Source organism: Infirmifilum sp. NZ, from assembly GCF_022693705.1.
Lineage (GTDB): Archaea > Thermoproteota > Thermoprotei > Thermofilales > Thermofilaceae > Thermofilum.
The window spans coordinates 176,356-201,784 of the sequence record NZ_CP094288.1; the positions used below are offsets into that span (position 1 = coordinate 176,356).

Genomic DNA, 25,429 nt, shown 5'->3' on the forward strand with positions numbered 1-25,429 from the left:
GAAGCTGACGTTCCACCTCTTCTTCTACCTGCTCCTAGCCTCAATAACGATAGTCCTCTACCTCGCCTACAAGGGGCTATACGACTTCAAAACATTCGCGGTGGCGCTTGCTCCTTGGTACCTGGCGCTAGTCCTCGTCCTGTACTCGCGGATCGTGGGCGTGGGGACGATTTTCGTGTTCTAGCCGTGAAGGTGGCAGGCGACCAGGTGCCCTCCGCCTGCATCGGCGAACGGGGGCTCCTCTACCCTGCACCTCTGCGTCGCGAACGGGCAGCGCGGGTGTAGTCTGCAGCCGCTGGGTATGTTGACGGCATTAGGAACCTCCCCCCTCAGCGTCACCTTTTCCCGGAGCCTGTGCTCAGGGAGTAGCTGCGGGACAGCGCTCAGAAGGGCCCTCGTGTAGGGGTGCAAGGGCCTCCCGAAGACCTCTTCGACGCCCCCGTACTCCACGATCTTACCTAGGTACATGACCGCAACTTTGTCTGCGATGGCCCACGCGGAGGAGAGGTCGTGCGTGATGTAGATGAGCGAGAGCCCTAGCTCTCCGCGGAGCTCCCTCAGCAGGGAGAGGATCTGGGCCCTAGCGGAGACGTCGATGTTGGATATAGGCTCGTCGGCGATGAGGAGCTTCGGCCTCAGCACTAGGGCCCTCGCGATGGCAACTCTCTGCCTCTGGCCTCCGCTAAGCTGGTGGGGGTACCTGTCGTAGAAGTCCTCGGGGGGCACGAGGCCCACCCGCCTCAGGGCCTCGAGGACCAGATTCCTCCGCTCATCCCTGCTTCCGATCCTGTTCACGTCCAGCGGGAATTTCACCTGATCCCCCACCTTCATCCTGGGGTTGAGGCTGACGCTCGGATCCTGGAAAACCATCTGCACGCTGCGCCTGAAGTGTGAGAGTTCCTTGCCTCTAAGCGTGGTCACGTCATAGCCGTTGTAGACGACCCTCCCGGCCGTGGGCTCTACGAGCCCCAATATGGCTCTTGCCACAGTCGTCTTGCCTGAGCCGCTCTCACCGACGAGAGCCAGAGCCTCGCCGTCCATCACCGAGAAGCTAACGCCGTCGACTGCTCTCAGGTACTTCCTCTTCCCCGAGAGCATCTCGCCGAGCGTCCTCCTCAGGGGGTAGTAGACCTTCAGGTCCTCAACCCTCAGTAGCTCCTTACCAGAGGTGGCACGCGACATACCTATCACCCAAGCTTTTCACAGCCGGCTCCTCCCTCCGGCACCTCTCGGAGGCGAAGGGACACCTCGGGTGGAAGCGGCAACCTGGGGGAGGGCGGTGCATGTCCGGCGGCTCACCGGGTATGGGCTTGATGTCCTTTGAGCCGCCCACTCTCGGCACAGAGCTAAGGAGGGCCCTCGTGTAGGGGTGTAGTGGCTCCCTCACCACCTCATCGACCCTGCCGGACTCCACAACCTTGCCAGCGTACATCACCGCGACGCGGTCAGCCAGCTCGGCGACGAGGCCCATGTTGTGCGTTATGAAGAGCATTGAGGTCTTGAAGGAGGATTTAATCTCCTTCAGAAGCTCCACGATCTGCGCCTCCACGAGGGCGTCTAGCGCGGTTGTTATCTCGTCGGCTATGACCAGCCGAGGCTTCAAGGCTAGAGCAAGGCCGATGGCAACTCTCTGCCTCTGCCCACCGCTCAGCTGGTGGGGGTAGTCGTTCAGCCTCTCCCTGGGGACGCCCATCCTCTCGAGTATCTCGCCGGCCGCGCGCAGGGCCTCTTCCTCGCTACCCGCGGCACCGTGCTCCGTGAACAGCTCCACGAAGTGCTCACCAATCCTCATCACCGGGTTCAGGCTGGCGTAGGGGTCCTGGAAAACCATGCTTATCACCCGCCCGCGTATCCTCCTCAGTTCCTCCTCCCTCATCCCCAGGAGGTCTATCCCGTTGAAGTACACAGAGCCGCCCTCCACCACCGCGTTCCCCGGTAGCAGGCGTATCACCGTCAGCCCCAGCGTGCTCTTACCCGAGCCGCTCTCCCCGACGATCCCCATAACCTCCCCCTCTTCGACGCTCAGCGACACGCTGCTCAGAGCCTCCAGTCTCCCCCTGCGGGTCCTGTAGGAGACCTTTAGGTCTTTAACCTCCAGCAGGCTCATGCTTCCACCCTCCTGGGGTTCAGGATCTCGTTAAGGCCTTCGCCCAGCATCAGGAAGCCTAGTACGCTTAGGATGATCATGAGGCCTGGGAACAAGCCGATCCACCAGTAGCCTGCCAGGAAAAACTGCCTCCCCTTGTTGAGGTCAAAGCCCCAGTCGGGGGTGGGCGGCTCCACGCCTAATCCGAGGAACGTCAAGCCGGCCTCCGTTATGATCGCGTCTGCGAAGCTTATCGGCAGGAGGGAGACTATGGCGGGCAGGGTGTTTGGGAGTATGTGCTTAGTGACGATGGCGAGGGGGCCCGCGCCGGCAACTCTGGCCGCTTCGACGAATGGCGAGGACTTGAGCGAGAGGACGACGCCCCTGACCATCCGATAGTAGCTCGGAATGTACACGACTGCTATGGCGACGGAGATGTTCAGCACGCCAACTCCGAGCAGAGCCGCTATGGCGATTGCCAGGATAAGGCCCGGGAGAGCGTACATGCTGTCCATGACGAGGCTGACGGCGCGGTCGAAGAGCCCGCCTATATAGCCTGCGAGCAGACCGAGCAGCACGCCGATCGCAGCGGAGATCGCCGTGGACAGGAAGGCTATCGTTAAAACGAACCTAACGCCGCCGACAACCCGCGCGAAGACGTCCCTGCCCAGCTGATCCGTCCCCATCGGGAACACGATCCTCCTCCCCTCAACCTCGAGCACGAAGCCAGGGGGCATTAGCGGCGGTACTTCCACCCTCTTCCCGTCCACGACCACGAAGCTTTCGGTCGCGTTGCCGAAGGACACGAGCGACCCCGCTACAGCAGGGGAGACGAACAGCAACGTCAGCAGGCCTCCGACTAGCAGGCTCCACTCCCCGAAGCCTCTGGGCCGCCTCACTAGTACCTCACCCTCGGGTCAACGTAGGCGTAGGCTATGTCAACGAGCAGGCTCACTAGGGCCACTATCACGGCGTATATCGTTACCGTGCCCTGCACGATCGCGTAGTCTCTCTTCAGGATGCCCTCGTAGACGAGGAGGCCGAGACCGTCCCAGTTGAACGTGGTCTCGGTGAGCACCGCGCCACCGAGCAACGCGGCGACCTGCAGGCCCCCCATGGTGAGGAGGGGTATCATCGCGTTCCTCAACCCGTACCTCAGCACGACACCCCACTCCCTTATTCCGCGAGACCTGGCCGCCCGCACGTACTCCTGGGACATTGACTCCTCGACGGCCAGGTAGGTTACTCGCGTGAAGACGCCGGAGAGGTACAGCCCGAGGGCCAAGGCGGGGAGCGTCAAGTGAGCCAGGAAGTCGAGGATTATGTCAGGTCGGCCGGCCAGAATCGAGTCCACAACGACGAAACCGGTTCTGTAGGGCAGGGAGTCGAGGGCTAAAAGGTTTATGGGTGAGAGCCTCCCCGTGGTCGGTAGCCCTAAGCCCTTAGAGGCTGTGAGCTGGAGCAGCATGCCGATGTAGAAGACCGGTATCGAGTACACGATCGACGAGTAGACTCTCACGAGGGTCTTCACAGACGCCGAGGGGTACCTTGCCGTCAGCACGCCTAGCGCAACGCCGATCGCCACGGCGACAACCGTGGAGGCGACTGCGAGCTCCACTGTCGCAGGGAAACGGGTCGCGATCAGGTACGAGACGGGTATCCGCTCGAGCGCCGTGTAGCCCAAGTCAAACCGAACGAAAACCGAGTAGATGTAGTCGACGTACTGCTGGTAGAGGGGCTTGTTCAAGCCCAGCTCCGCCCTACGCCTCGCTAGCACATCCTCAGGTATGTTCTTGCCCTCCAGCATCGTGACAGGGTCTCCTGGGAGGACGCGCATCAGCACGAAGACTATGGAGAGGAGGATGAGAACCATAACAGGCGTAAGTAGTAGGCGGGAAAAAACGTACTCTTTTAGGCCCATTTAGCTGCACCGAAGCTCTAGCCCTGCACCTCGGCGTAGATAAGCCAGTAGCGGAATATCTGCGAGTAGTCGAGGACGATCCCCTCGACGTTCTTCTGCGCGACCGCGAACTGCCCCTCCTGCCACAGCGGTATTATCGGGGCGTCCTCGGCGGCTATGTCCTGAATCTGGGCGAGCGTCTTTATGCGCTCCTCTGTCGGCTGGAGGACCTGCTGGTCGATGAGCTGGTCGATCACCGGGTTTTTGTAGTTGACGTGGAGCCAGCCGTTCGCGCCGGAGTGGTAGAAGGGCCGGATGTAGTTGTCGGAGTCGAGGAAGTCTGGGAACCAGCCCAGGAGCCAGCACGCGATCTTCTCCTCCTTGAAGAGGCTCCTGTACGTAGCCCAGTCAGCGCTCTTGAGGTCGACTTTAATCATCCCGCTGGCCTCGAGGTTCTGCTTGATGATGGCGGCGATGTCCGGCTCGGCGGGGGTGTACCTGACTGGGGTGTACCAGAGCTCAATCCTGAGCGGGTTGGCTTCGCTGTACCCCGCCTGCGACAGGAGGTTTCGAGCGGCCTCGATGTTGGGCCTGTCACCGTACCTCTCTTTGAACGAGTCCTTGTGGCCGAGGAAGCCTATTGGGACCATGCTGTAGAGCGGCTGCGCGAACTGCCCCATGAACACGGTGTTGACTATCTGGTTCCTGTCGATGAGGTACGCTATGGCTTGCCTCACCCTCTTGTCGTTGAAGGGCTCTTTGGCAGTGTTGAACACAAGGTACCTTATCGGCGCGATGCCCGGGCCGCTGATCACCTGGAGCTGGCCCTTAGCCATTATGTCCTTCACGTCGGCGGGGGAGAGAGTCCTGAAGGCAATGTCGACTTCGCCGTTCTCCACGGCGAGCCTCAGGCTCTGCGCGTCCTTGTAGAACTTGATGATGATCCTTGGGGTCTTAGGCGGGTCCCCGTAGTAGTTCGGGTTAGCTACGAGCTCGATGTACTCGCCGGGTTTCCAGGCCCCGAGCTTGTAGGGGCCGATCATGTCGAGGGTGTTGGGCGGCTTCACCACCTCCATGGGCGAGGTCTTAGGGTTAACGGGGAACGCGACCCAGGTCGCGAGGAGCGACTTCACGTACGTCTCCTCGAAGGGCTGCTTGAGGTAGACTCTGATCGTGTCGTCGGAGACCGCTTCGGCCTTCTCGATCAGGTCGGCGATGAGGAAAGCGGGGTCCTGGTTCAGGGTGATCGTCCTGTTCCAGGACCAGACGACGGCCTGGGCGGTCAGCGGGGTCCCGTCCTGGAACTTTGCGTCCCGCCTGATCTTTATCTCCCACACTCTGCGGTCGGCGCTAATGGTGTAGCTCACCGCGAGCTTGTTGACCAGCCTGGCCGTGCCAGGCTCGTAGGCGAACAACCCCTCGCCCATGTTCTGGATTATGTTGACGCCGAGGTAGTCGTACGCCTCGGCTGGGTCAAGGGTGGTTTGTATCGAGTCCGTGGTGCCGATGACCAGGACATCCTTGGGCCAGACCACGACGTCCTTGGCCTTGATTGTCGGAGCCTTAGGCATGAGCAGGTACGCGACAGCGCCGGCTATGATAACCGCTAGCACCGCTAATGCTATTATGTGCGGTGTTTTTAGCTTCATAACGTTGAGGGGTGTGGAATCCACCCTTTTTAAGGCTTTACGATTAAAAAGTGAAAAACATTCAGCGGCTTGGACATAGAAGAAGATTGACGGGAAGCACCGGGGCGGGGCACTCTAACTGGAAAAATTTGCAGTCGATAGACGAACACCTTTTTATACTACTCACCGCGAAACGCCTAAAATCAGCTAGCCCCTGCTCAACTCTGTATGAAAGTCCTCGTTACCGGCTTTGAGCCGTTCGGAGGAGACAAGGTCAACTCTTCCTGGGAGGCCGTGAAGCTCCTCCCGGACGAGGTAGGCGGAGCACCCGTGGTGAAGCAGCAGCTCCCTGTCAGCTTCAGGCGCGTCAGGGAGCTAGTCCCAAGCCTGATAGAGGAGCACAGCCCATCGCTCCTGCTCCTCACAGGGCAGGCTACAGGCATCAGCTCCTTGCATGTCGAGCGGGTTGCGATAAACGTCATGGACGCCAGGATCGAGGACAACGACGGCTACAAGCCTGAGGACGAGCCGGTCGTGGAAGGAGCCCCCGCCGCGTACTTCGCCACCGTGCCCGTGAAGAGGGCCGTTGAAGCCATGAAGAGCGCCTCCGTCCCGGCCGCGGTCTCGAACAGCGCGGGCACGTTCGTCTGCAACGCCGCGATGTTCACAGCACTACACCATGTAGCCACGAGGGGTTTGAAGGTTATGGTGGGCTTCGTGCACGTCCCGAGCCTGCCTGAGCAGGCCTTAACTGGCAACGTTCCTTCAATGCCGCCAGCTCTGGCCGCGAGGGGGCTCGAGGCCTGCATAAGGCGGCTCATCGCCGCCTTTAGGGGCGAGAAGTAGAGGTGCGGTGCAGGGGTTAGTCGCTGGAGGGCTCCACGTGGATGGTTAAGTCTACGTTGCCTCCGAGCCTCTTGCTGACGTTTCTCTCAACCTGGTCGCACAGCGAGTGGGCCTCGTCGACGGAGAGCTGGGGGCTCACCTCCAGGTGCAGGTCAGCGTATATCCTGCCACCGACTGCGCGAGCCCTGAGCGAGTGAACCCCCTTCACGCCTCGAACCCTGAGGGCCTCCTCCTCGATGGCCTTGAGGACCTCCGGGGGAGGGCTGGTGTCAACAACCTGTGCTTGCAGTTCCCTTAGCGTCTCGTAAATGAAGTACGCGACGATGCCAAGGATGACGAACGTGGCGGCTAAGTCGTAGTACGCCGAGAGCGTCGATCCGAGGGTCACGCCGGTGAGCGTGGTAACACCCTCGAGCACGTCGAGGCTCGTGTGCCTAGACTCGGTCACCGCTATCTGGCTCCCCTTACCGTAGGCCCTCAGGAGGCTCGAGACCATGAGGTTCAGCGCAAGCGAGACGAGGGCGAAGGCTATGCCGATGGGGCCTACTCGCTCAGGCTCTCCGTGGCTGAAGCGGTCCACCGCCATGAAGCCGACGAAGCTGAAGGTCACCGCCATGAGGATGAGCACGAGTATCGAGCCGTAAGCCTCGAAGCGCGTGTGGCCGTAGGGGTGCTTCGCATCGGGGGGCTTCATGCTCCTGGTGTAGTAGCGGTAGGCGATGGCGGCGCTCGCAACGTTGAGCACGGAGTCGCTCCCGTCAGCCAGGAGAGCGGTGCTGCCTGAGACAAGGCCCCCGAGGATCTTCAGCAGACTGACCGCCGCGTTTCCAATTGAAGAGAAAATCAGTACACGCTTGACACGCCCGGCCTGCAAAGTGGACACCTACGAGATTCTGCTTAGAGAAAATAACGGTTAAAACTTTACGCCTTAAAGACAGATAATCCCTCTCGAGTAACCTGTTGTAGCTTGATATGCTTGGGGACTTGCATTTTCCCATGGCTAAAATGATGAATGCCGATACTAAGCGAGAATAGTGGATTTATGATCCAGGACATGTGAGACCGCCATATTCTGGCGTTTTAAAATTTAACACCCGTTTGCCCCGAACCCTGCTAACTGAGAAAACCGCGGCGCTGAGGTTAACAAGGGCTAGGACTCTGAAGGCCTCACCCAAAGCCAGCGCGAGCGAGCTTCTACCTGCGGCCAGCTGCGCCTCGTCGAGCTCCGCGCCGAGCAGTAGCTTCGTTATGAGGTCGTAGGATAGCCTGCTGGAGAGGAGGAGCACGGAGATGTTGAGGCTGAGCGTCATGCCCAGGTTGAAGAGGACGTTTCTGAGGGCGGAGGCTACGCCCCTCCTTTCCTCTGGGACCGACGACATGATCGCGCTGGTGTTCGGCGACATGAAGAGCCCGTTGCCCGCTCCCAGCAAAGCGGAGCCAAGCGCCACCTGCCAGTAGGGGGTGGAGAGGCTTATGCTTGAAAGCACGAGGAGCGCAAGGCTTCCTACAAAGAGGCCTAGTATCGCGAAGCCCACGTAGCCGTACTTGTCCGAGAGCTTGCCGCTGATGAGGCTGAAGGCTAGGAATGAGAGCTCGAATGGCATCAGGAGGAGGCCCGTTTCTGACGGAGACATGCTCTTAGCGACCTCGAAGTATAGGGTCAGGAGAAGCATCACTGAGCCGAAGGCCACTGCGTTCAGGAACTGCGCGACTACGCCGCCCGTGAAGCTCCAGACCTTGAAGAGCCTAAGGTCCAGTAGCGGGTGGCTTTGCCTCAGCTCCCACAGCGTGAAGCCCGCTAGAGACGCCATGGACAGCGCGTACATGGCGTTGGCGATCTTCCGGTAGGATAGCCCGTAGCCCTCGAAGGTCAGCGCCAGCAGGATTGAGAAGGTGAAAACGGTGAATAGCGCGAAGCCGAGCCAGTCCATGCTCTTCTGCTCCCGGGGCTTGTAGATTTCCCTGAGCGTTCTCCTCCCCCAGATGACGGCTGCGACCCCTACGGGGACGTTGATCCAGAATATGAGGCGCCAGTCGAAGAGCCCTATTATCAGCCCTCCAAGCGTCAACCCGAGTATCGAGCCAAGCCTGAAGGCGAGGGAGTTCACGCTCAAGGCGAACGCTAGAGGCCCGTAAGCGGCCGCGTCGGTGACGATAGCCGCGCTGACCGTGTTGAGGATGCCGCCTCCAAGCCCCTGTACGAAGCGTGAAGCGATAAGGAGTAAGGGGTTCGGTGAGAGGCCCGACAGGAGCGACCCGACGGTGAAAACGGCGAAGCCGGCGAGGTACAGCCTTACCCGCCCGTACAGGTCCGCTAGCCTCCCGACTAGGAGCAACATGAGCGTGCTGCCGAGCATGTATGCCTGTGTGAACCAGAGGGCTTGCTCTATGTCAGCGTGCAGCGCGCCGGCAACCGCGTCGAGGCCGACCACGACTATGCGGGTATCGAGGCCGGCCATGAATGCTCCTAGGGTTGTGACCGACAGGACGGTCCAGAGGTACTTAGACGGGTCTGTGGGATGGTCCGCTGAACTCTGAGCCATGCTGATCAACGCCAAAGCCTTGGGAACCTCTACGTGGATAAAAATTTATTCAATGAACCATAGGGAAGAAGCGTGGCAGACTTAGCGCAGGTGACTGTAAACGTCGCTTTGCTGGGGTTCCAGCTCTACGCCGTGCTAAACCCGATCAGCGTGATACCGACTTTTATGAGCCTGATGGGTGATAGGGGCAAGGATGAGAAGGCTGTAGCCGTGCGGAGGGCAAGCCTTTACGCCGCCGCTCTCACGGCGGTCTTCGCCGTCTTGGGGGAGCAATTGTATTTTTTAACTTTTCCCTTGTTTCCTCCCGTGCTCGATTCGCCTTCCCTTGCTCCCGAGAGCTTGGAGTGGGGTTGTGGGAAGGTGTTCGAGCAACGCCTACACGCCTCCACGGCTACTATTAGCCACAGCCTGTGTGAACGCCTATAATTCCCTTCTCACGTCTAGCGGTGATGGTCGAGGTCAGCGCCGAGGTGTGGGAGAGTGCCGCGGGGTGGCTTGAGCTGACAGGCCTCGCTAGGACGCTCTGGCGCCTGCGCGAGCCTAAGCCAGTCAGCAGGACCTTCGCCACGAGGAACATCAGGCACACAGCCAGCGCCCTCGAGAGGCTCCGCTCAGCGGGCTTCGTCAAGGAGGCTGTGGTCGGCGACGTGAGTTACGTCTACCTGACGGAGAGAACCTGCGGTCTCCTCTTGTTGCTCGGCTACAGCCCTGAGGGGCTGGCCTGCGGCGAGGTTGCCTTAAGGTTTATTCGACGCGGAGCCTCATCTGCCTTCTGTAGAGCATCACCGTGGTGATATGCGAGCACATCCTCGCCTCCTCGCGAGCTTGCTCTCACTACTCTTTACTCTCCTCAGGCGAGAGCGCCCACAGAGCCTTCTCAGCGAGCGAGACGGTGACGCCGGCGGGGTGCGGCTTCCCTTTTCAGGAAGCCGTAGTCCAGCAGACTCAGGTGGTCCTCCAGCTTAGTTGCCTAAGTAAAAGTCTGCTCCTGTTTGCTGTGTTTTCACTTTCGGCGTTTATTTTCGGCGCAGGGATATAAGGCCGCGTAGCGCATCTATGTGCGGGGCTCAAGCGCGGACAGGACCCGGGGCCACAGTGCGCCAGGCTCCCTGGAGGTGGGAGCGTGAGCAGAGGGAATGGTGAGGGGAGCGGCGAGGGACTGGCCGAGGCCTACAGGGTGTGGAGGATCAAGACTAGCAATGAAGAGAGGCTGAGGCTTCAGCGGCTGTACGCGAGGCTGTCGAGCGCGGTCAGGGAGGCGTGCAGGAGCCTCGAGGAGAGGCACGGCGAGGCCTTCAGGGAGGAGCCTGAGAGGTTCAGCGAAGAGCTGATCGGGGAGGCTTCAAAGATTGCGGGGTTGCCAAAGAACCTCTTCTGGTACGCCACGGAGTGGCGAAACATGGTCGCGGAGGCCAGGGGGAAGTCTAAGAGGCGGAGCAGGTTCATGCCTCCGCCGATGCCGCTACTGGTCAGGGTGGTTAACAGTGGCGAGAGGCTTCACGGCAACACCGCTGCTGTAGTGGTGCTTGACGCCTCTAGAGGCGAGCTCCGCGTTCCCAGTGTGAACCTCAGCGTAAGGCTGAGGCCATCGCTGGTCAAAGCGGTGCTAGAGGACGTACAGAGGTTTGGCGACGTTAAGCTGACCTTGCAGCTAACGGCGAGAGGTAGGCTGAGGCTAGTGGCGCACCGCAAGGTTAGGCGGGCGTGGTGGGACGGCAACAATAAGCTGGCCGTCATAGCGTTGGACGTGAACTCGAGCCACGGGCTCTACCTGATGGCCTTCGCCTTCGACAGCGAAGCCAGGCTGGTGGCTCAGCGCGTCTTCAAGCCGCCAAACGCCACGTTGCTGAGGCTCCTCGCCGCCTTGATGACTAGCTACTCCGAGGTTAAGAGCTGGAGTGAGACCGTAGAGAGGTTCAGGCAAGAGAGGGACATAAAAGAGCTGCGGAGAACGGGCTACGCTGTGGAGGAGGCGCTGCGGCTCGCTGAGAGGCTGAGGGCGAAGGTGAACCTGACCCCCGAGAGGGCTGAGCGCATAGCTAGTCAGGCCCTCAGGAAGGTGAGGAAGCTCAACGACGATTGGGTCAGAGGCGTGCTCAGGGAGGTTAGGAGCCTGGTTAGAAAGCTCAGGGACCAAGGCTACCTCGTCGTCATCGTAGCGGACGTGCCCCGGGCCGAGTCCCTCAGGGGCTCAGAGCTACAGAGGACGCTGCTCAGAGTGGCGAGCAGACTGGAGAACATGGCCTGGTACGAGGGCGCCAAGTGGTTCCAGCCGGAGAACAATGTCAGTGGCAAGCGGTGCCCCGTCTGCGGCTCGTGGGGCGTGGAGGTGAGGAAGCGCTACTACCGATGCCCTAAATGTGGCTTGGAGTGGACCAGGGACTGGGCCGCAGCGTTCAACGCCACAAAGCTCCTTCTCGGAAAAATCCTCAAAGCGGAGGAGCAACTCGAGGCGTTGCAGAGCTGGCTCAGCCAGCACCCCAGAGCCCCGACCCACGGCACAAGAGACAGGCCAGTGCACTAGAGGCAGGCCACCAGGCCCCGGCCCCAGTTCCCGGCACGGCCTACAGGCCGCCCGCCGGGTGCCGCGCGCGGCGCGATGAGGCTGAGAGGCGCCGAGGCTAAAGCCCCGCCGCACAGCCCAAGCAAGCTGGCGGGGCGGTCCGAAGGCGCGGAGCCCATGAGTACCCCGAAGAGGGGGCCCCGGATCAGTGAAGGGGTGGATGAGCCAGGCGCGGCCATCAGCGCTGAGATGATCCACTCAGCCCTTTTAGAGTGGGGGCTTTTCGCAAGGTAAAGAATATTTCTCAGCCTAACGCTGTAAGCGCGATGGCGGACGAAAAGCCTGTCCGCTTTAGCAGCGGGCTAGAAACGGTCGTTCGGGCTTGGCGGCCACGAGAGGCTTCGAAGGCCGTTGTCGTTGGGGTTCACGGGTTCGCGGAGCACAGCGGGAGGTACGAGCACTTCGGCGCTTACCTCGCCGAAAAGGGGTTCTCGCTCTACATGTACGATCTCCGCGGCCACGGCCTGTCGAAGAGCGAGAGAGGGTACGTCGAATCCTTCAACGACTTCGTACGCGACACGATCTCCTTCATCAGCTACGTGAAGGAGGAAGCTAGGATCCCCCGAGTGTTCCTCTTCGGGCACAGCATGGGCGGGCTCATAGCAGTCCACGTCGCCGGGTCCCTTGTTGAGGAGCTAAGGGGGCTCGTTACGAGCGGAGCCGCCCTAGAGGTCAGGACGACTTTCACCCAAAGGATGCTGCTCAGCGTTCTAGGAATGTTCTCGCCCAGGAAGAGGCTCCCGCTCCCAGTGAGCACCGAGTGCCTTACACACGACGAGGAGGTTGTCAAGCGCTACCTCAGCGACCCCCTGGTTTTTAAGGACCCCACTGTGAGGTTGCTGGTGGAGTTCGGGAGAGGCGTGTCCCAGGCTTGGAGGAGCGTAGAATCCATCAAATGCCCTGCCCTCGTGCTCCACGGAAAGGAGGACTGCCTTGTGCCTCCAAGCGCGTCTCAAAGGCTCTACGAGAAGCTTCGAGTCGCCGACAAAACCCTCAGGTTGTACGAGGGCCTAAAGCACGAGATCCTTAACGAGTCCCAGTGGCGTACGGTGGCGGACGACATAGCTAGGTGGCTCGAAGAGCACCTCTAGAAAACACACGCTTTTTTAGCCTGGTTATTGAACTGTTGATTATGGGAGCCAACTTCGGGGAGGACTTGGAAAGAGTACTTGGAGCGATACGCGACCACCGCCCCTGGATGCTAATGCGCTGAGGGAGAAGACGGGGCTGCCTCGTGAAAAGGTCGATCTCCTCCTCATAATACTCCGCGACCTGAAGAGGGTAGGGTACGCTCCTGTCCCCGTTGCCTGCACCCGGCGTGCGTGAAGTGCCCTCTCGCGCGCTCGTGCAAGTTTAGGGAGAGTTAGGAGCGCTTACCTTGAGCCCTACCGGTTGCTGAAATTGCGCCTTGTATCAATACCGTTATATTAAGGTTTTTGGAACAGGTCTCGTGGTGGAGCTCGCCGAGCTTAAGGAGGGACTAAAGAGGGTTTTGCTCAGAGAGGGTAACGTGATCTACGCCGTATTGTTCGGGTCCGCGGCGAGGGGGGAAATGCGGGAGGACAGCGACGTTGACCTCGCCGTGAAGTTTCGAATAAAGCCGGATTTGGTGGAGCTGGGGAGGCTCTCCGCAGAGCTAGAGTCCGAAGTTGGGTTTCCCGTCCACATAGTCGACCTTGACGATGCCCCTCCACCGCTTCGCTACGAGATCTTCAAGGAGGGGGTGGTTGTGATTGTGCGGGACGAGACACTACTGGCGGAGGATAAGGCTAGGGCGATCATGGAGTTCCTGGACTTTAAGTACCACTACGATGCCATGGCTAGGGGGATGTTGGAGGCGATCAAACGTGCCTAGCCCAGGCCTGGTAGGCAGGGTGGAGAGGTTTAAGAGGGCTGTGCTGCGGTTGGTTAAGGTAAGGGAGATGAGCAAGGAAGAGTTTCTCAGCAACCCTCTGGTTATCGACGCCACCGAAAGGAACTTTCAAGTGGCTATAGAGGCCCTGCTGGACGTGGGAAGCTTCATAATATCTAAGAAGGGGTGGCCGACGCCGTCGAGGTACCAGGAGATCGGTAGGGAGCTGGCTGACCAGGGGGTCCTCACACTCGAGGAGGGCAAAAGGCTTTCCTCCATGGCAGGTCTGCGAAATATACTTGTCCACGTCTACGCGCAGGTGGATCACGAGAGGCTCTACTCACTCCTGTGGCGGGTGGAGGAGCTGGAGGAGATCATGAGAAAGCTCCTGGACTACATAGAAAAGGAAGGCTTAGACCCCTGAGCCTCTTCAGGGCGTTCCCAACATTAAGGGAAGCAAATGTGTCAAGTGATGCCGGGACACTGACCGTTTTTCACAAAGTTTTTGAAACAGTTTCGAACCTCAGAACCTAGGAAGCACTACCGGGTGTGCCGCGTGCAACAGCCGTACGAGAAGGTCCTCAACGTGCTCCTTGAGAGCCTAAGGAAGCGCTTCGACTTGGTGAGCGTCGTAGTTTACGGCTCCGTTGCTAGAGGGGAGGCGAGGAAAGACAGCGACATCGACATACTCATCGTGGCCGACAACCTTCCTGAGGACAGGTACTTGAGGTACAGGATGTTCGAGGAGGCCGAAAAGGAGGTAGAGGGCATCCTGAGTGAGCTCAGGAAGGAAGGGTACAGCGCCTTCATAAGCCCGATAATTAAGTCGAGGGAGGAGGCATCGAAGATGACACCGCTCTACCTGGACATGGTTGAAGACGCCGTCATCCTCTTCGACAGGGACGGCTTTTTCGCTGGTATCCTGGCGCGCCTGAGGAGGAGGCTTGAGGAGCTGAAAGCTAGGAGGGTGAGAATCGGGAAGATGTGGTACTGGGTGCTCAAGGAGGAGTACCGCTTCGGCGAGGTGATAGAGATTGAATAATGTTGAGATGGCCAGAGCTTACCTGGAGGAGGCTCTCAGGAGGATCAAGACCGCCGAGAGGGCCTTCGAGGAGGGCGGCTACGCCTACTGCATAAGGCAGTGCCAAGAGGCCGTCGAGCTATCCTTGAAGGCGGCCCTAAGGTATGTTGGGATAGAGCCACCGAAGTGGCACGACGTGGGCCCGATCCTCATCGAGAACAGAGACCGGTTCCCCGACTGGTTCCAGGCAGAGATAGAGGAAGTAGCCTCCACCTCAAGGTGGCTCAGGAGGGAGAGGGAGCCAAGCATGTACGGCGACGAGGAGACAGGCCTACCGCCTCAGAGGATTTACACGCGAAGCTACGCGCAGAGGGCACTCTTAGAATCCAGAAAAGTCGTAGACATAGTCTTGAAGCTTGTTCCACCCCCTTAGCAGTCCCCTTCCACTTGGAGCATCCTTGAAATCCTCAGCGTACCAAGGCAGTCTTCAAGCGAGATCGAGGATCCGCGTGAGGAGCACGAAATGAAGCTGATAGTTGGAGGAGGCGATAGAGGATCAAATCAATAGTTCAATGACTTTTCCCCTTCTTAAAAACGGCTCGGCCTCGTCTGGGGTCACCAAGTGTATCTCGAAGGGGTGGTAGTGCGGCAACCCGCATCTCTCCTCCACTAGCGCCTTTATCCTTGCCCTTTCGAGGTGCGATCTTGGGAGCTCTTGGGCTACCACGAGTATATCCACGTCGCTGGAGCCGACAGCTTTTCCTGAGACGACGCTACCGAAAACGTATATTTTCGCCTCAGGCAAAAGCTCTCTAATAGCCCTCGCGATGGCCTCCGCGTACTTTGTCCAGTCCCTCAGCATTCTAGCCCTCTCAACCATCACCTCTGAGACACTCATTTCCTCACCAGCTCTAAGACCTCTTTAGCCAGCTTTATCGCATCCTCAGCGTCCTCCTGGGTGAATTGGCTGGTTGAGTACCTAGCGGTGAAGTATGCGTCCTCTAAAGCTATCAGCCTGGCCCTGTTGGCCCTCACGAAGTCCTCTATATCTTTCCTCCCGAGGTGCTTAGATATCTCCGAGAGCAGCACCCTGATGCTATGGGTCCTAGGGTAATCTCCAACGGCCTCAAGAAGGACGCTCTTCAGGTAAAGCTGCAGGGAGATTTCGGCTAAAAACGCCGCGGCATCGTATGCACCGCTGCGCAGAGAAGCCTCAGCTTGCTGCAAGAATTCCTCAGACCTCCTCCTGAGGGTGCTAACCTCATCGAACCTCATGCTAGGGTACATACACAAGGCTCTGCTATAACTTTTAGGTTTTGCCAGTGGGGTTCAAGTAGAGATAAAATCCTTCCCAACCTCGGGGGACGTTAGGGGCCTTGCAGCAATCGGCAACTTCAACACTAACCGAGCAATTTTGCTTCGCGTCATCCTCTTCACTTCATGCTCGACCCGGATTTTCCTAAGCCCCGGATCCACTGCGCTACTTGGGGTGTGTTCGAATAACGTCTTTACGCACAGCGATCGCCGCGTTCTGTGTGGGGGGGCTTGCAACCCATCCCTTGACGCTTATGGTGATACTTGATGTCGGCGGCAAGGAGAGAAATGCGGAGAGACAGCGACAGCGGATGTGCAGGCTACCTTGGGAATGAACAGGAACAGATAGGGAAACTAGGCATATCGAAGAGCGAAAAGCGCACCTATGCTTGAAAAGCCAGCAAGGCAATACCGGTATCTTGCTTCCCGGGGATTCTCTTCACTGAGGCCAAATTTGTTTCTCGACGTAGCGTTTGTGGCAACTGAGAGGAGCAAAATTAAGCGATGCAGTAATTACAGAAAAGCTTATGAGTATAATGTGGTATATACCGACTGGTGTTGCGCCTGAAGAAGAAGACAAGCATTTACATAGAGGATGAGCTCTGGGAGAGGTTTAAGGTGCGTGCGTCTGCCAAGGGAGTCGAGGCCAGCTCTCTTCTCGAGGAGCTCATCAAGGAGGAGCTGGCTGACCAGGTCAGTAAAGCCTTGGAGGAGCTAGCGGGACCGGAAGACTACCAGCTGGACTTTGACCCTGTTAAACCCCGGGAGCCGGTCAGTCCTCTGATCAGGGAGATGAGGGATGAGAGGGCAGACAGTCTACCTTGACAGCAGCGCCGTTCTGAAGAGGTATGTGCAGGAGCCTGGAAGCGATCTTGTCAGGGAGCTGTACAGGAGGGCTTACTCCGCTGAGGTGAAGCTGTTCCTAAGCCTTTGGAACATCGGAGAAGTCCTGGGGGCGCTTGGAAAAGCCGAGAGGATTGGGAGGATAGGGAAGGAGGAGTACGTCGAGGCTAGACGGAAGTTCCTTCTAGAGACCCGAAGACTAGTGAAACTCAACCTGTTGGAGATAGTCCCGGTTAAAGCCGAAATTGTGGTTAGCGCTTGGAGAGTGCTGGAGAAGTATCAAATATACGAGGCTGACGCTCTGCAGGTGGCATCGGCGAAGTACGTGGGTGCAGACCACTTCCTGACATCCGACAAAAAGCTCCATGAAGTTGCCCGTGAAGAAGGATTGAATAGCACTTGCATTTGAGCGTAAAGAGGGTGAACCTTTTCTCCTTTGCCGGGTTTAAACAGCCTCTCTCGATCTAAGAACGGCTTAATCAAGCAGAGATTACGGGAAAAAAATAAGGTAATTAAGCCTAGTCGAAGAGTGCCTTTTTCGTATGGAAAAGTATACTATGGGAATAATGGTGAGGTAGCTTGCACAGAGGTTACAGTCTCATATGTTAAGGGGGTTCTTGAAAAGGGTGATTGAGAGGGAGAAGCTCAGAGAGATTGCCAGCAGGTTTAATATGACTATAGTCCTCTTTGGGTCTAGAGCTAAAGGGAAGTCGACCCCTGCGAGCGACTACGACTTACTTGTGATCTACGACGACCCGGCTGAGCTTGAAGAGCTGCTGAGAGAGCTCAGGGGCGCCAGGATTCCTGCAGATGTTCATGCCTTCAACCTAGCAGACGCCTTAAACGCTATGCCGACCTCGACGATCATCCTAGATGCCCTGGAGGAGGGCGTCGTGCTCAAGGAGGGCATCTCCCTGAGGGGCTTCAGGGAGAGGCTTGCGGCGCTGAAGAGTGCGGGTTACAGGAAGGAAGCTGAGGGGTGGGTTCTGAGAATCGGTGAGTGATGTTAGGCGGGCTCCGTAGTTGCCAGGTGGTGCCGCCTGGAGCCGGTTAGGAGCTTGTACGAGTAGTACCAGGCTACGGCTAAGGCCATGTTCAGGAGCCCTGCCATAACGGTGGCGAGGCCCAGGCTCAGGGAGAGCACCAGGCTCAGGAATGCCCCTAGGTAGGCGTGCACCGGGACCCCCCTCAGGGAGTAGCTTTTCCTCGGCCTGCCGGCTGCGCGGAGCCTGATAGCGGCGATGTTGGTTAACACGTGGGTGAAGAGGACGCTGAAGCTCGTAAGCGAGGCCAGCCCGGATATGTCCATGCTGAGGGCCAGCGTGAGCATCAGGGCTCCCGAGAGGAGGATCGAGTATACTGGGGTGCCGAGGCGCTCGGGGACGCTCGCCAGCTTGTAGGGGACCTCCCTGTTTCGAGCCATTGCGAAGAAAACCCTCGACTGCCCCATCACGGAAGTAAGGGTCACGCTGAAGGTGGCTAGAAGCGCTCCAGCCTCAACCAACGGCTTGACTCCGAGGCGCTCCGCGGCGGTTGCTATCGGTGCCGTCGAGCTCGCAAGGGACTCGTAGCCGACCAGCCCCACCGCCACCACGGCGGTAGAGACGTAGAGCGCCATCGAGATGTAGAGGGCTAAGAGGATCGCCTTAGGGATGTTCTCCTCAGGGTTCACGATTTCCTCAGCCATCGTGCTTATGCGGGGAAAGCCGATGTAGGCGAAGTAGAACAGCCCGGCCGCCGTTAAAACCGGCAAGAAGCCTCTGGGCATAAAGTTCTGGAAGTGGCTGGGGTTGATTCCGAAAATCCCGACTAGAACGAAGACCATTAATGCGAGGACTTTCCCAGCCACTATCACGTTGTTGACTCCAGCGGAGAGCTTCGCGCCCAGGACGTTGACCAGGGTAACCGATAGTATTAGGAGCACTGCCCCGAGCTTGGGGTCCACCCACGGGAAAGCGCTCGCAAGGTAGAAGCCGAAGCTGAGGCTCGCGGTGGCGCCCAGGATGATGTTCCCGCTCACCCACATCCATCCCATCACGAAGCCCACGAGCGGGTGGATCAAGGTGTGACCGTACTCGTAGACCCCACCGGCCCTCGGTATGGACGCGCCGAGCTCGCAGAAGCTCAGCGCGGTAAACGTGGCGCTCACTCCTGAGATGATGACTGAGAGAATGACCGCAGGACCCGCGAGCCCTGCTGCGAGCCCTATGACGACGAATATTCCTGCGCCGATTATCGCTCCGAGCCCCACTGAAACAGCGTCCAGGAGGCTGAGCTGCCTTCTAAGCCTGGGTTCGCTTCCGTGCGACGACACACTGACCTCACAGGTGCTAGGTAAATAAGCTTTTGGAGAATAAGCCGAGTTAAACCTGGGACGCTAGCCTGAGCATCTCGTCGATCTTAACAACGTCTCGAATGGAGATCACGCCCACGAGCTTGCCCTCAGTGTCTACCACGACGAGGTGCCTGATCCCCCTCTCGAGCATTAGGCGCGCGGCCTCACCGACGCTTGCATCCTCCCTGATCGCAACAACATCACCCATGGTGCCAACGTCCTCGACGTTCAAGTCATCAAGCCCGCGCTGAGTAGCGAAAGCCTTCACGAAATCCCTCTCGGAGATAACCCCCAGCACCCTCCTCCTGTCCCCCGGTGAAACGATAGGCAGCAGCCCAACCCCCTCGCGAACCATAATCTGCGCGGCCTGCCTGAGAGAGGTGCCGAGCTCCACCACGATGGGTTCCCTTCTGAGAAGCTTCTTCACCTCCATTCCTCTCGAGGATAAGCTCCACAGAGGCGCATATAAGCTTTGCCGTTTAAGGATAAAAAGTAGCCCGGCGGGGATTCGAACCCCGGATCTGCGGGTCCAAAGCCCGCCATGCTTGACCGCTACACCACCGGGCTTCCACAGACAATCAAGCGTCCCAGGATTTAAACCTAGCTCTAAACTCCCTACGAGACGTCCGAGACCCACATCCTCCTGTACAAAGTGTCCTCACCGACCTTAAACAGCAGCAACGCCACGGCTGTGGAAACAGCGGCGAGGTAGAGGGGCCACGCGAGGGTGCTGGCGTACTCGAGCATCAGCTCGAAAAGCGTCAGCGCCACGACGGCGAGCACTGTTGAGAAGCCCATGAGAGCAGTTGCAACCAGGTCTTCGACCATGTAGAACCCCCTCGAGGAGTAGCGTACAAGCCTACGCCTCGCAGACACAGAGACCATGAAGCCCAGCATCAGGATTGCGGTGAAGCACAGGAAAGGCAGAGACGCGATCGGCAGTAGCAGCCAGGCCGCGTTCCAGCTGTACACGGCCCTGAAGAGCCCAACCAGCGTGAACCCCTCCAGGCTGTACAGCAGAGTTTTAGCGAGCAGAGCACTGGAGAGCGGCTTCAGGCTCCACGGCGCGGTCCTGTAGAGCCAGAGGTGCGATAAGTCTCTCTGGGCCGTGAAAGCGGAGGTTATGGTGGTTTCGCTGGCTATGAAAACGACAGCGAAGGCAGACAAGGTCAGCGGGTCCACCTCCATACCTAGCTTCTTTAGCACGAGTGCCAAGAGCACCGCCAAGGACAAGCCAACAGTGACAAAGATAGCGTGGCGCTTGGTGAGGAAGGTGAGCCCCAGCGTCACCCTGTAGACCGCCTCCCGAGGTGAGAGCCCAGCAAGCGAGACAGGCTTCCTCCTCGCCAGCCCAATCTCCCGCAGAATCTCAGCGAGCGGGCGCACGTTCTCGGGGTGCACGTGCTCCGAGAGAAGGTACAGCGCGACCAAGAGAGAGGCTAACACGAGTGCAAGTATAGCGAACTCCTCGAGGAGCTGAGAGACCGCAACTTTTCTCGAGAAGACGTCGACAAGGGGCCTCACAGCCGGGAGGCTCGGCGCGACCAGGAGCGGGGACACGTCTCGGACGAGGAGCGAGTGGACCAGCGACGCGGCGAGGTACGCGTAGCCGATCACATCGGCGATAGGCCTCTCACCGCTGAGGACTCTGGCGATCGTAGCCAGCATTACGAGCGTTTCAGCGTACACGGACAACGCGACCACGGCCAGGACGAGGAGGACCGCCCGAGCGGAGCTGAAACCCGCGAGACTATACACGAGGGGTATGCCGATGTAGAGCACCGGTGCCGAGTAGAAAAGCGTCTGGATGGCGAAGTAAACGGTCTTCCCGATCACGTACTCCCCCATCCTCAGGGGAAGCGCCAGCAGAAGCTCATGCTCAGCCTCCTCGGACGCGGCGACCTCCCTCCTGCCCCTGATGAGCGTAAGGAGAAAAGTGACGGTGAGCAGAGCGCTGGTGCTCTTAACCAGCCCCTCCCGGCTCAAACCGAGCCCGTAAACCCAGCTAGGCGGTTGTGGGGCGGCGGCTTTGACTGCCAGGGGTAGCAGGATCATTGCTAGGAGAGTGAGAGCCAGCAGGTATAGCGCAGCCTGGCCCGGCCTCCTCCTGAGGAGTGGGTTGAGGTTGTTCTTAGCTAGGTAGAAGGCTACGACGAGTGGCTTGGGCAGGCTACTCACCCCGTGTGAGGGTTAGGAAGACCTCCTCTAGGGTTGCGTTTCCGCCACCGCTGGCTGTTCTCTTAACCTCCTCAAGGGTACCCTCCGCGATTATCGAGCCTTTGTGGAGGATTCCGACGCGGCTGCAGAGCTTCTCCACCGTGTCGAGCAGGTGGCTAGAAATCAGCACAGCTGCGCCGCTTGAGGCAAGCGAGGCCACCTCCTCTCGGAACACCCGCTGGCTCTCCGGGTCCATTCCCGACGTAGGCTCGTCGAGAACAAGCACGCGAGGCTTGAACATGAGCGCGCTGACGACCAGAACCTTCTGGACTGTGCCCCTTGAAAGCCTCCCCATAAACGCGTCCATGTGCTCCTCGAGCCTGAACCTCTCCGACAAGCGGTGAACGTTGCCCTCGACTGACTCCCAGGGAACACCCCTCAGCGAGGCGACGAACTCGAGGAACTCCTTAACGGTCAGGTAGTCGAAGCCCACAGCGAGCTCGGGGACATAGCCCACGCACGACAAGGCCTGCAACCTCTGGCTTCTCACATCGTACCCGCACACCTCGATCCTCCCGCTATCGGGCTGGACAAGCCCCACTATGGACTTGAGGGTTGTAGTCTTGCCGGCCCCATTCGGGCCCAGTAGCCCGTATATTTCCCCGTACCTGACCCTCAGGGACACGCCCCTCAGCACGACTCTCCTGCTGTAGCTCTTGTAGAGGTTTTCGACGAGAATGCCCTCGGACACAAGCTGGGAAAGCACGTAAAATTAAAAACGTTGCCGGGTTTTGAGTCTTCGCATGGACAAATTCGCGGCTTCGAAAGTCGTTGTGATGCTGGCTCTAGCCTTCTCGGGGTTGCTTGCCGAGCCTCTCGAGGCGATCCCTCGAAGCAACTGATGTTACGCTCAAGCAGGCTTTGACAGGTGGATACTTGTGCCAGCTTACTTATACAGCGAGGAGATCTGGTCTAGGCTGGCTCTTCTGTCCGCACGCTGGAGTATCATGGTCATCGCCAACCCCAGTAACGGGCCGGGGACGGAAGTGGACCGGAATTACACGAGGTGGATCAGGAGGGTATCGTCTGGAGACGGGCTTGTCTTAGGCTACGTTCACACCGGCTGGGCTTCGCGACCGCTCACCGAGGCGGAGAGAGACATGGACAAATGGCTTGAGCTTCACCCGGAAGCGCGGGGTTTCCTCGTGGACGGGTTTCAGACCGAGCGGAGGACGTGATTTACTACGAGTCGCTTGCGCAGTATATTAGACAGAGGAGTGACCTCACCATAGTATTCAACCCGGGTACAGCTGTCCCGTTTACTTAGAGCCTGTAGTGCTTGTCAACCGCTACGGCAAACTCGTCTAGCATAACGTACTCGGGCTGAAGGCCCTCGAACACCACCATTTATCGTTTCGAGTAGAGAAAAGCCATTTGAGAAAAACGCCTTTTTTCTTTTTTACTCCCCGTAGTCGGAGTAGGGGAAGTCCCCTACGTTTGTCTGGGTCGCATGTGTCTTAACGAAGCCGCCGATTAAGTCTACCACTACCTCGCTCGGTTCCCGGCCCATGTGCTCAGCCACGCGTACGAGCTCAAGGTACAGCTCCTCGGGTATTCTCACTACTTGTCCTTTGTCGCTCATTAATTTGACGTAGTTCAAGAGCTATATTTAAGTTTATCCCAGTTATCGATGAAACTTTTTCAAAGATTTTTTAGATCTTAGGCAATCCATGGCCAGGTTTCCCGGCGCTAATACCGGCGACGTAGAGTAAAGCATCATTATTCTGTGCTCGGCGTGCAGGAGTAGAAGAGGATTGAGGTAAAAAAAGTAAATTTTAGCGAAGTACTTAAAGCCCCTTGCGCTGCAGCCACTTCGGCATGTGCTTCCTCGCTTCCTCCAGCGAGAGCATGCCGTCCCTGAACATCGCCCTGAGTATGGGCGCGTTCGCCGGGTGAAGCACGGCGAACAGGTGTAAGTAAACGAAGATCAGGGTTAGGTAGAAGCCCAGGTCGTGCAGCAAAAGCATCTGCCTGTACTGCCCTACGCTTAACGGGAAGAAAATCATGGCCGCACCGCTGACAGCCTCAGCAGGGTTCGAGAAGAAGAGCATCACATCGCTACTGTAGACGTCCTCTCTGCTGACTGTCTCGGCCCCCAGCCGTCGGTGGCCGCGAGAGCACTTATCGCTTTGAACGAAAACTATATATTTTCGTCTGCAGCACCCCCCAGAGCACAGCCGCTAACGCTTATGACTCCCTGAGGCGCCTCAACGCACGTGAGAGCATTCATCAGAGCGTCGGAGCTCGCCGCCGAGGGCACGGAGTTCCTAGTCGACGGGGTGCACCCGGGGGCCTCGCTCCTCGTCTACGGGCAGCCCAGCCTGCTGGAGGTTGCTCTGTACAGGCTCGCGGCTCGCTGGGCCTCCATGGGCGACAGGACGCTCGCCGTGACCTTCGTGGACTACCACGAGGCCCGGCTGATAGACACCTACGCGCTCGCGGAGTACATGCTCGCCGAGGGGCTTGACCCCGCCGCCGGTCTGAAAATGGTTTACCTCGCCACAGTGTACAACAGGAGGCAGGCCGTGGAGCTGGACTACGAGCGACTGCTGCAGAGGACCGGGGCTGGCCTAGTCGTGCTCTACAGGCTTTCAAGGCTCTTTAGGCAGGCCGCGCACCCTCTCCTGCTGAAAGCCCTCTCGAGGGCCAAGGCTGTGATGGCCAGGGGCGTGCCCCTGGTGCTGATGGTTGATGAGTCGGCTCGCAGGGGCTGGCCCGACGCCCCGGCCTACGTCCTGCACTTCGCGTCGAGCGCGGTGTGGCTCAGGGGTAGGCGCGGATCCTACGTGGAGGCCAGGCTGGTCAAGAGCGCCGCGCGCCCCGAGGCGGCGAAGACCTTCACGGGCAGGCTGAGCAGCGTAGAGGGGTGGTTCTAGTGGGCAGGGTTAACTACAGCTTCACCTCCAGGCTCAGGGAAGAGGTCTCAAGGATCAGGCGGGAGCTCTGGGAGCTCTTGGGCGAGGATGAGCGGGGAGCGCTCGAGAGGCTTGAATCCATGTGGATCAGCAGGTCACACGTCGCCGAGTCGCTGTCGAACCCCTACCTCCTGGGCTCCCTGCTGCTGCTCGCGATCCTCGACATCGAGGCGAGGCTCAGGAGGGTTGAGGAGGAGCTGGCCAAGCTGGAGCTCGAGTAAAAAATATTTTTTGACGGGGCGGTTACCGCGTTGTGGAGAAGCTCACCCGGCTTGACACGCTCCTCTTGGCCCTGCCCTGGCTGCTCTTCACCGTCCCTTTCCAGCTCCTGCGCGGCCAAATGGTGGAAGCCATGTCCGTCGTCGCGGCTCTGCTGGCGGCGTGCGTCCTCGCTACCGGGAGAGTGAGGGTCGACCTCAAGGGTAGCCTGTGGCCCGCCTACACGCTCGGGGGAGCCGCGGCGCTGTACGCTGCATTCCTGGCTGGGGGGCTGTTCGCCAAAGCGACGGGCATGTGGTGGCAGGTAGAAGCCGTGTACAGCTCGGTGAAGCCCGGCCTACTCCAGCTGCTCGGGCTGCTCGTGCTGGGCGTGGCGGAGGAGGTCTACTGGAGAGGCTACGTCCAAGGCTACGTTGTAGTGAGGGTGCTGGGGAAGAGGTGGTGGCTGTCCGTGGTGCCCTACTCCCTGGTTCACCTCGTCTCGGGGATGCCCCTGCTGGTCCTCGCAGCCGTACCCGTGGGGCTTGTGCTGGGCTTTGTCGCTGAGAAGGCCGGTGTCGCCGCCTCGGGGCTGGGGCACGCGCTGTGGCTTTACGCGGTTCTCTACGCGCTCCCCGTGCCAGCGGTGATCGGCTAGAGCTTCGGCTTCCTTCCGAGGGTCTCTGCGAGCTCCTTCACTACGTCCTGCTTACTCTTAGCTCTGAGAGCCTCATCGAGCTGCGGCCAGGGAACTCGTCTCTTCACCGGCTTGGGCTCGAGCTCGACCAGAGTCTCGGCGCTCCCAAGGCCGAAGGTGGACTCCGCCTTCACGACGATGAGCCCCGCTCCGCTCCTCCTGAGCTCCTCGGGCCTCCCCAGCGCCACGTAAGCCTCGAAGGGGACCGCTAGCCAGTGGATGTTAGCCACCCCCTCCTGAACAGCTCGGGTCAGCCTCTCCAGCGCCTGCCTTGCCTCGCTGTAAGTGGCACCGACGAACACCGCGTGCACGGCCAGGGCTGGGGAGATCGAGACGGCAACCAGGTCGACCTCAACCCCTCCCGGCGTCCTGAGGCTTTCGAGGGCAATGTACCTTGCCCCGAAGACCCCGGCCCCGCACATGGCGAGGTGCTTCGCTAGAACAGGCCGAGTCACCTTGTCGGGAGGCATG

34 protein-coding genes and 1 tRNA gene are annotated in these 25,429 nt (G+C 59.2%); 18 read left to right on the forward strand and 17 right to left on the reverse strand.

All coding sequences use genetic code 11. The features are described 5' to 3' along the window. Positions 1–184, forward strand: a 184-nt coding sequence (locus MOV14_RS00945; RefSeq protein ID WP_318537358.1) for a hypothetical protein, incomplete at its 5' end; no start/stop codon positions are given. On the opposite strand, the gene MOV14_RS00950 is transcribed toward MOV14_RS00945, so the two are convergent. The 5 genes from MOV14_RS00950 to MOV14_RS00970 are packed head-to-tail and all read right to left on the reverse strand — an operon-like array spanning position 181 to position 5,635. Continuing rightward, a complete protein-coding gene (locus tag MOV14_RS00950) occupies positions 181–1,182 on the reverse strand; it encodes an ABC transporter ATP-binding protein (protein ID WP_318537359.1) in 1,002 nt (333 codons plus the stop codon). The genes MOV14_RS00945 and MOV14_RS00950 overlap by 4 nt on opposite strands. Then, positions 1,160–2,107: an ABC transporter ATP-binding protein gene (locus MOV14_RS00955; protein WP_318537360.1), complete on the reverse strand. Its 948-nt coding sequence runs from the start codon at positions 2,105–2,107 to the stop codon at positions 1,160–1,162. The genes MOV14_RS00950 and MOV14_RS00955 overlap by 23 nt, the downstream gene beginning before the upstream one ends. Next, positions 2,104–2,985, reverse strand: a complete 882-nt coding sequence (locus tag MOV14_RS00960) for an ABC transporter permease (protein ID WP_318537361.1) — start codon at positions 2,983–2,985, stop codon at positions 2,104–2,106. Before MOV14_RS00960 ends, MOV14_RS00955 begins: the two co-directional genes overlap by 4 nt. Continuing rightward, complete coding sequence (locus MOV14_RS00965; RefSeq protein WP_318537362.1) at positions 2,985–4,007, reverse strand: ABC transporter permease; 1,023 nt, start codon at positions 4,005–4,007, stop codon at positions 2,985–2,987. Before MOV14_RS00965 ends, MOV14_RS00960 begins: the two co-directional genes overlap by 1 nt. A 17-nt stretch (positions 4,008–4,024) precedes the next feature. Then, on the reverse strand, positions 4,025–5,635 hold the full coding sequence (locus MOV14_RS00970) for an ABC transporter substrate-binding protein (RefSeq protein WP_318537363.1): 1,611 nt from the start codon (positions 5,633–5,635) through the stop codon (positions 4,025–4,027). Between the two features lie 207 nt (positions 5,636–5,842). On the opposite strand from MOV14_RS00970, the gene pcp reads away from it, so the two are divergent. Continuing rightward, positions 5,843–6,460, forward strand: coding sequence for a pyroglutamyl-peptidase I (gene pcp, locus MOV14_RS00975; protein ID WP_318537364.1), 618 nt, complete (start codon positions 5,843–5,845; stop codon positions 6,458–6,460). 16 nt (positions 6,461–6,476) lie between these two features. On the opposite strand, the gene MOV14_RS00980 is transcribed toward pcp, so the two are convergent. Together MOV14_RS00980 and MOV14_RS00985 are read right to left on the reverse strand one after the other, a co-directional pair. Further along, positions 6,477–7,343 carry a cation diffusion facilitator family transporter gene (locus tag MOV14_RS00980; RefSeq protein ID WP_318537365.1) on the reverse strand — a complete coding sequence of 289 codons (867 nt, stop codon included), beginning with the start codon at positions 7,341–7,343 and terminating at the stop codon, positions 6,477–6,479. 157 nt (positions 7,344–7,500) lie between these two features. Next, the gene (locus MOV14_RS00985; RefSeq protein WP_318537366.1) at positions 7,501–9,018 is read right to left on the reverse strand and encodes an MFS transporter; all 1,518 of its coding nucleotides are present in this window, start codon (positions 9,016–9,018) and stop codon (positions 7,501–7,503) included. 57 nt (positions 9,019–9,075) lie between these two features. On the opposite strand from MOV14_RS00985, the gene MOV14_RS00990 reads away from it, so the two are divergent. The 9 genes from MOV14_RS00990 to MOV14_RS01030 all read left to right on the forward strand — a co-directional run bounded on the left by MOV14_RS00990 (position 9,076) and on the right by MOV14_RS01030 (position 14,872). Next, positions 9,076–9,429, forward strand: a complete 354-nt coding sequence (locus MOV14_RS00990) for a MarC family protein (protein ID WP_318537367.1) — start codon at positions 9,076–9,078, stop codon at positions 9,427–9,429. 23 nt (positions 9,430–9,452) lie between these two features. After that, positions 9,453–9,797 carry a hypothetical protein gene (locus MOV14_RS00995; RefSeq protein ID WP_318537368.1) on the forward strand — a complete coding sequence of 115 codons (345 nt, stop codon included), beginning with the start codon at positions 9,453–9,455 and terminating at the stop codon, positions 9,795–9,797. Positions 9,798–10,126: 329 nt separating this feature from the next. Next, entirely contained in the window at positions 10,127–11,527 is a 1,401-nt protein-coding gene (locus tag MOV14_RS01000) for a transposase (RefSeq protein WP_318537369.1), read from the forward strand. A 75-nt stretch (positions 11,528–11,602) separates the two neighbouring features. Further along, positions 11,603–11,800, forward strand: a complete 198-nt coding sequence (locus tag MOV14_RS01005; RefSeq protein ID WP_318537370.1) for a hypothetical protein — start codon at positions 11,603–11,605, stop codon at positions 11,798–11,800. A 32-nt stretch (positions 11,801–11,832) separates the two neighbouring features. Continuing rightward, positions 11,833–12,657, forward strand: a complete 825-nt coding sequence (locus tag MOV14_RS01010; RefSeq protein ID WP_318537371.1) for an alpha/beta hydrolase — start codon at positions 11,833–11,835, stop codon at positions 12,655–12,657. Positions 12,658–13,019: 362 nt separating this feature from the next. Beyond that, entirely contained in the window at positions 13,020–13,421 is a 402-nt protein-coding gene (gene mntA, locus MOV14_RS01015; protein WP_318537372.1) for a type VII toxin-antitoxin system MntA family adenylyltransferase antitoxin, read from the forward strand. Next, a complete protein-coding gene (gene hepT, locus MOV14_RS01020) occupies positions 13,414–13,842 on the forward strand; it encodes a type VII toxin-antitoxin system HepT family RNase toxin (protein WP_318537373.1) in 429 nt (142 codons plus the stop codon). The genes mntA and hepT overlap by 8 nt, the downstream gene beginning before the upstream one ends. A gap of 132 nt (positions 13,843–13,974) precedes the next feature. Continuing rightward, positions 13,975–14,460: a nucleotidyltransferase domain-containing protein gene (locus tag MOV14_RS01025; RefSeq protein ID WP_318537374.1), complete on the forward strand. Its 486-nt coding sequence runs from the start codon at positions 13,975–13,977 to the stop codon at positions 14,458–14,460. Next, complete coding sequence (locus MOV14_RS01030; protein WP_318537375.1) at positions 14,453–14,872, forward strand: HEPN domain-containing protein; 420 nt, start codon at positions 14,453–14,455, stop codon at positions 14,870–14,872. The genes MOV14_RS01025 and MOV14_RS01030 overlap by 8 nt, the downstream gene beginning before the upstream one ends. 123 nt (positions 14,873–14,995) lie before the next feature. On the opposite strand, the gene MOV14_RS01035 is transcribed toward MOV14_RS01030, so the two are convergent. Both MOV14_RS01035 and MOV14_RS01040 read right to left on the reverse strand, forming a co-directional pair. Further along, positions 14,996–15,337, reverse strand: coding sequence for a nucleotidyltransferase domain-containing protein (locus MOV14_RS01035; protein WP_318537376.1), 342 nt, complete (start codon positions 15,335–15,337; stop codon positions 14,996–14,998). Next, a complete protein-coding gene (locus MOV14_RS01040; RefSeq protein ID WP_318537377.1) occupies positions 15,334–15,714 on the reverse strand; it encodes a HEPN domain-containing protein in 381 nt (126 codons plus the stop codon). Before MOV14_RS01040 ends, MOV14_RS01035 begins: the two co-directional genes overlap by 4 nt. Before the next feature lie 597 nt (positions 15,715–16,311). On the opposite strand from MOV14_RS01040, the gene MOV14_RS01045 reads away from it, so the two are divergent. The 3 genes from MOV14_RS01045 (at position 16,312) to MOV14_RS01055 (ending at position 17,600) form a co-directional block, all read left to right on the forward strand. Then, positions 16,312–16,578, forward strand: coding sequence for a hypothetical protein (locus MOV14_RS01045; protein WP_318537378.1), 267 nt, complete (start codon positions 16,312–16,314; stop codon positions 16,576–16,578). Next, positions 16,553–17,005, forward strand: coding sequence for a type II toxin-antitoxin system VapC family toxin (locus tag MOV14_RS01050; RefSeq protein ID WP_318537379.1), 453 nt, complete (start codon positions 16,553–16,555; stop codon positions 17,003–17,005). The genes MOV14_RS01045 and MOV14_RS01050 overlap by 26 nt, the downstream gene beginning before the upstream one ends. 193 nt (positions 17,006–17,198) lie before the next feature. Then, entirely contained in the window at positions 17,199–17,600 is a 402-nt protein-coding gene (locus MOV14_RS01055) for a nucleotidyltransferase domain-containing protein (protein ID WP_318537380.1), read from the forward strand. Positions 17,601–17,602: 2 nt separating this feature from the next. On the opposite strand, the gene MOV14_RS01060 is transcribed toward MOV14_RS01055, so the two are convergent. The 5 genes from MOV14_RS01060 to MOV14_RS01080 all read right to left on the reverse strand — a co-directional run bounded on the left by MOV14_RS01060 (position 17,603) and on the right by MOV14_RS01080 (position 21,839). Further along, a complete protein-coding gene (locus MOV14_RS01060) occupies positions 17,603–18,910 on the reverse strand; it encodes an APC family permease (protein ID WP_318537381.1) in 1,308 nt (435 codons plus the stop codon). Positions 18,911–18,959: 49 nt separating this feature from the next. After that, the gene (locus MOV14_RS01065) at positions 18,960–19,364 is read right to left on the reverse strand and encodes a CBS domain-containing protein (RefSeq protein ID WP_318537382.1); all 405 of its coding nucleotides are present in this window, start codon (positions 19,362–19,364) and stop codon (positions 18,960–18,962) included. Between the two features lie 60 nt (positions 19,365–19,424). Next, positions 19,425–19,498 (reverse strand) — tRNA-Gln (locus MOV14_RS01070). 48 nt (positions 19,499–19,546) lie between these two features. Then, a complete protein-coding gene (locus tag MOV14_RS01075; protein WP_318537383.1) occupies positions 19,547–21,109 on the reverse strand; it encodes a hypothetical protein in 1,563 nt (520 codons plus the stop codon). Then, positions 21,102–21,839 carry an ABC transporter ATP-binding protein gene (locus MOV14_RS01080; RefSeq protein ID WP_318537384.1) on the reverse strand — a complete coding sequence of 246 codons (738 nt, stop codon included), beginning with the start codon at positions 21,837–21,839 and terminating at the stop codon, positions 21,102–21,104. Before MOV14_RS01080 ends, MOV14_RS01075 begins: the two co-directional genes overlap by 8 nt. Before the next feature lie 187 nt (positions 21,840–22,026). On the opposite strand from MOV14_RS01080, the gene MOV14_RS01085 reads away from it, so the two are divergent. Then, positions 22,027–22,326 (forward strand): spherulation-specific family 4 protein, encoded by a 300-nt coding sequence (locus tag MOV14_RS01085; RefSeq protein ID WP_318537385.1) that lies wholly within the window; start codon positions 22,027–22,029, stop codon positions 22,324–22,326. 221 nt (positions 22,327–22,547) lie between these two features. On the opposite strand, the gene MOV14_RS01090 is transcribed toward MOV14_RS01085, so the two are convergent. Next, positions 22,548–22,730, reverse strand: a complete 183-nt coding sequence (locus MOV14_RS01090) for a hypothetical protein (RefSeq protein WP_318537386.1) — start codon at positions 22,728–22,730, stop codon at positions 22,548–22,550. A 205-nt stretch (positions 22,731–22,935) separates the two neighbouring features. Next, the gene (locus MOV14_RS01095; RefSeq protein WP_318537387.1) at positions 22,936–23,202 is read right to left on the reverse strand and encodes a hypothetical protein; all 267 of its coding nucleotides are present in this window, start codon (positions 23,200–23,202) and stop codon (positions 22,936–22,938) included. Between the two features lie 162 nt (positions 23,203–23,364). On the opposite strand from MOV14_RS01095, the gene MOV14_RS01100 reads away from it, so the two are divergent. Genes MOV14_RS01100 through MOV14_RS01110 form a run of 3 tightly spaced genes read left to right on the forward strand, consistent with a single transcriptional unit; the run spans position 23,365 to position 24,919 of the window. Beyond that, positions 23,365–24,024 carry a hypothetical protein gene (locus tag MOV14_RS01100; protein WP_318537388.1) on the forward strand — a complete coding sequence of 220 codons (660 nt, stop codon included), beginning with the start codon at positions 23,365–23,367 and terminating at the stop codon, positions 24,022–24,024. Continuing rightward, positions 24,024–24,284: a hypothetical protein gene (locus MOV14_RS01105; protein ID WP_318537389.1), complete on the forward strand. Its 261-nt coding sequence runs from the start codon at positions 24,024–24,026 to the stop codon at positions 24,282–24,284. Before MOV14_RS01100 ends, MOV14_RS01105 begins: the two co-directional genes overlap by 1 nt. A gap of 32 nt (positions 24,285–24,316) precedes the next feature. Further along, positions 24,317–24,919 (forward strand): CPBP family intramembrane glutamic endopeptidase, encoded by a 603-nt coding sequence (locus tag MOV14_RS01110; protein WP_318537390.1) that lies wholly within the window; start codon positions 24,317–24,319, stop codon positions 24,917–24,919. On the opposite strand, the gene MOV14_RS01115 is transcribed toward MOV14_RS01110, so the two are convergent. Then, positions 24,916–25,428 (reverse strand): hypothetical protein, encoded by a 513-nt coding sequence (locus MOV14_RS01115; RefSeq protein WP_318537391.1) that lies wholly within the window; start codon positions 25,426–25,428, stop codon positions 24,916–24,918. The two genes, MOV14_RS01110 and MOV14_RS01115, sit on opposite strands and share 4 nt — an antisense overlap. Position 25,429: the final 1 nt, after the last annotated feature.

Coding starts and splice junctions, on each gene's coding strand:
- MOV14_RS00950 (WP_318537359.1), bottom strand. CDS start 1,182: ATGTCGCGTGCCACCTCTGGTAAGGAGCTACTGAGGGTTGAGGACCTG.
- MOV14_RS00955 (WP_318537360.1), bottom strand. CDS start 2,107: ATGAGCCTGCTGGAGGTTAAAGACCTAAAGGTCTCCTACAGGACCCGC.
- MOV14_RS00965 (WP_318537362.1), bottom strand. CDS start 4,007: ATGGGCCTAAAAGAGTACGTTTTTTCCCGCCTACTACTTACGCCTGTT.
- MOV14_RS00970 (WP_318537363.1), bottom strand. CDS start 5,635: ATGAAGCTAAAAACACCGCACATAATAGCATTAGCGGTGCTAGCGGTT.
- pcp (WP_318537364.1), top strand. CDS start 5,843: ATGAAAGTCCTCGTTACCGGCTTTGAGCCGTTCGGAGGAGACAAGGTC.
- MOV14_RS00995 (WP_318537368.1), top strand. CDS start 9,453: ATGGTCGAGGTCAGCGCCGAGGTGTGGGAGAGTGCCGCGGGGTGGCTT.
- MOV14_RS01005 (WP_318537370.1), top strand. CDS start 11,603: ATGAGGCTGAGAGGCGCCGAGGCTAAAGCCCCGCCGCACAGCCCAAGC.
- MOV14_RS01010 (WP_318537371.1), top strand. CDS start 11,833: ATGGCGGACGAAAAGCCTGTCCGCTTTAGCAGCGGGCTAGAAACGGTC.
- MOV14_RS01035 (WP_318537376.1), bottom strand. CDS start 15,337: ATGAGTGTCTCAGAGGTGATGGTTGAGAGGGCTAGAATGCTGAGGGAC.
- MOV14_RS01040 (WP_318537377.1), bottom strand. CDS start 15,714: ATGAGGTTCGATGAGGTTAGCACCCTCAGGAGGAGGTCTGAGGAATTC.
- MOV14_RS01050 (WP_318537379.1), top strand. CDS start 16,553: ATGAGAGGGCAGACAGTCTACCTTGACAGCAGCGCCGTTCTGAAGAGG.
- MOV14_RS01055 (WP_318537380.1), top strand. CDS start 17,199: ATGTTAAGGGGGTTCTTGAAAAGGGTGATTGAGAGGGAGAAGCTCAGA.
- MOV14_RS01065 (WP_318537382.1), bottom strand. CDS start 19,364: ATGGAGGTGAAGAAGCTTCTCAGAAGGGAACCCATCGTGGTGGAGCTC.
- MOV14_RS01090 (WP_318537386.1), bottom strand. CDS start 22,730: ATGAGCGACAAAGGACAAGTAGTGAGAATACCCGAGGAGCTGTACCTT.
- MOV14_RS01115 (WP_318537391.1), bottom strand. CDS start 25,428: ATGCCTCCCGACAAGGTGACTCGGCCTGTTCTAGCGAAGCACCTCGCC.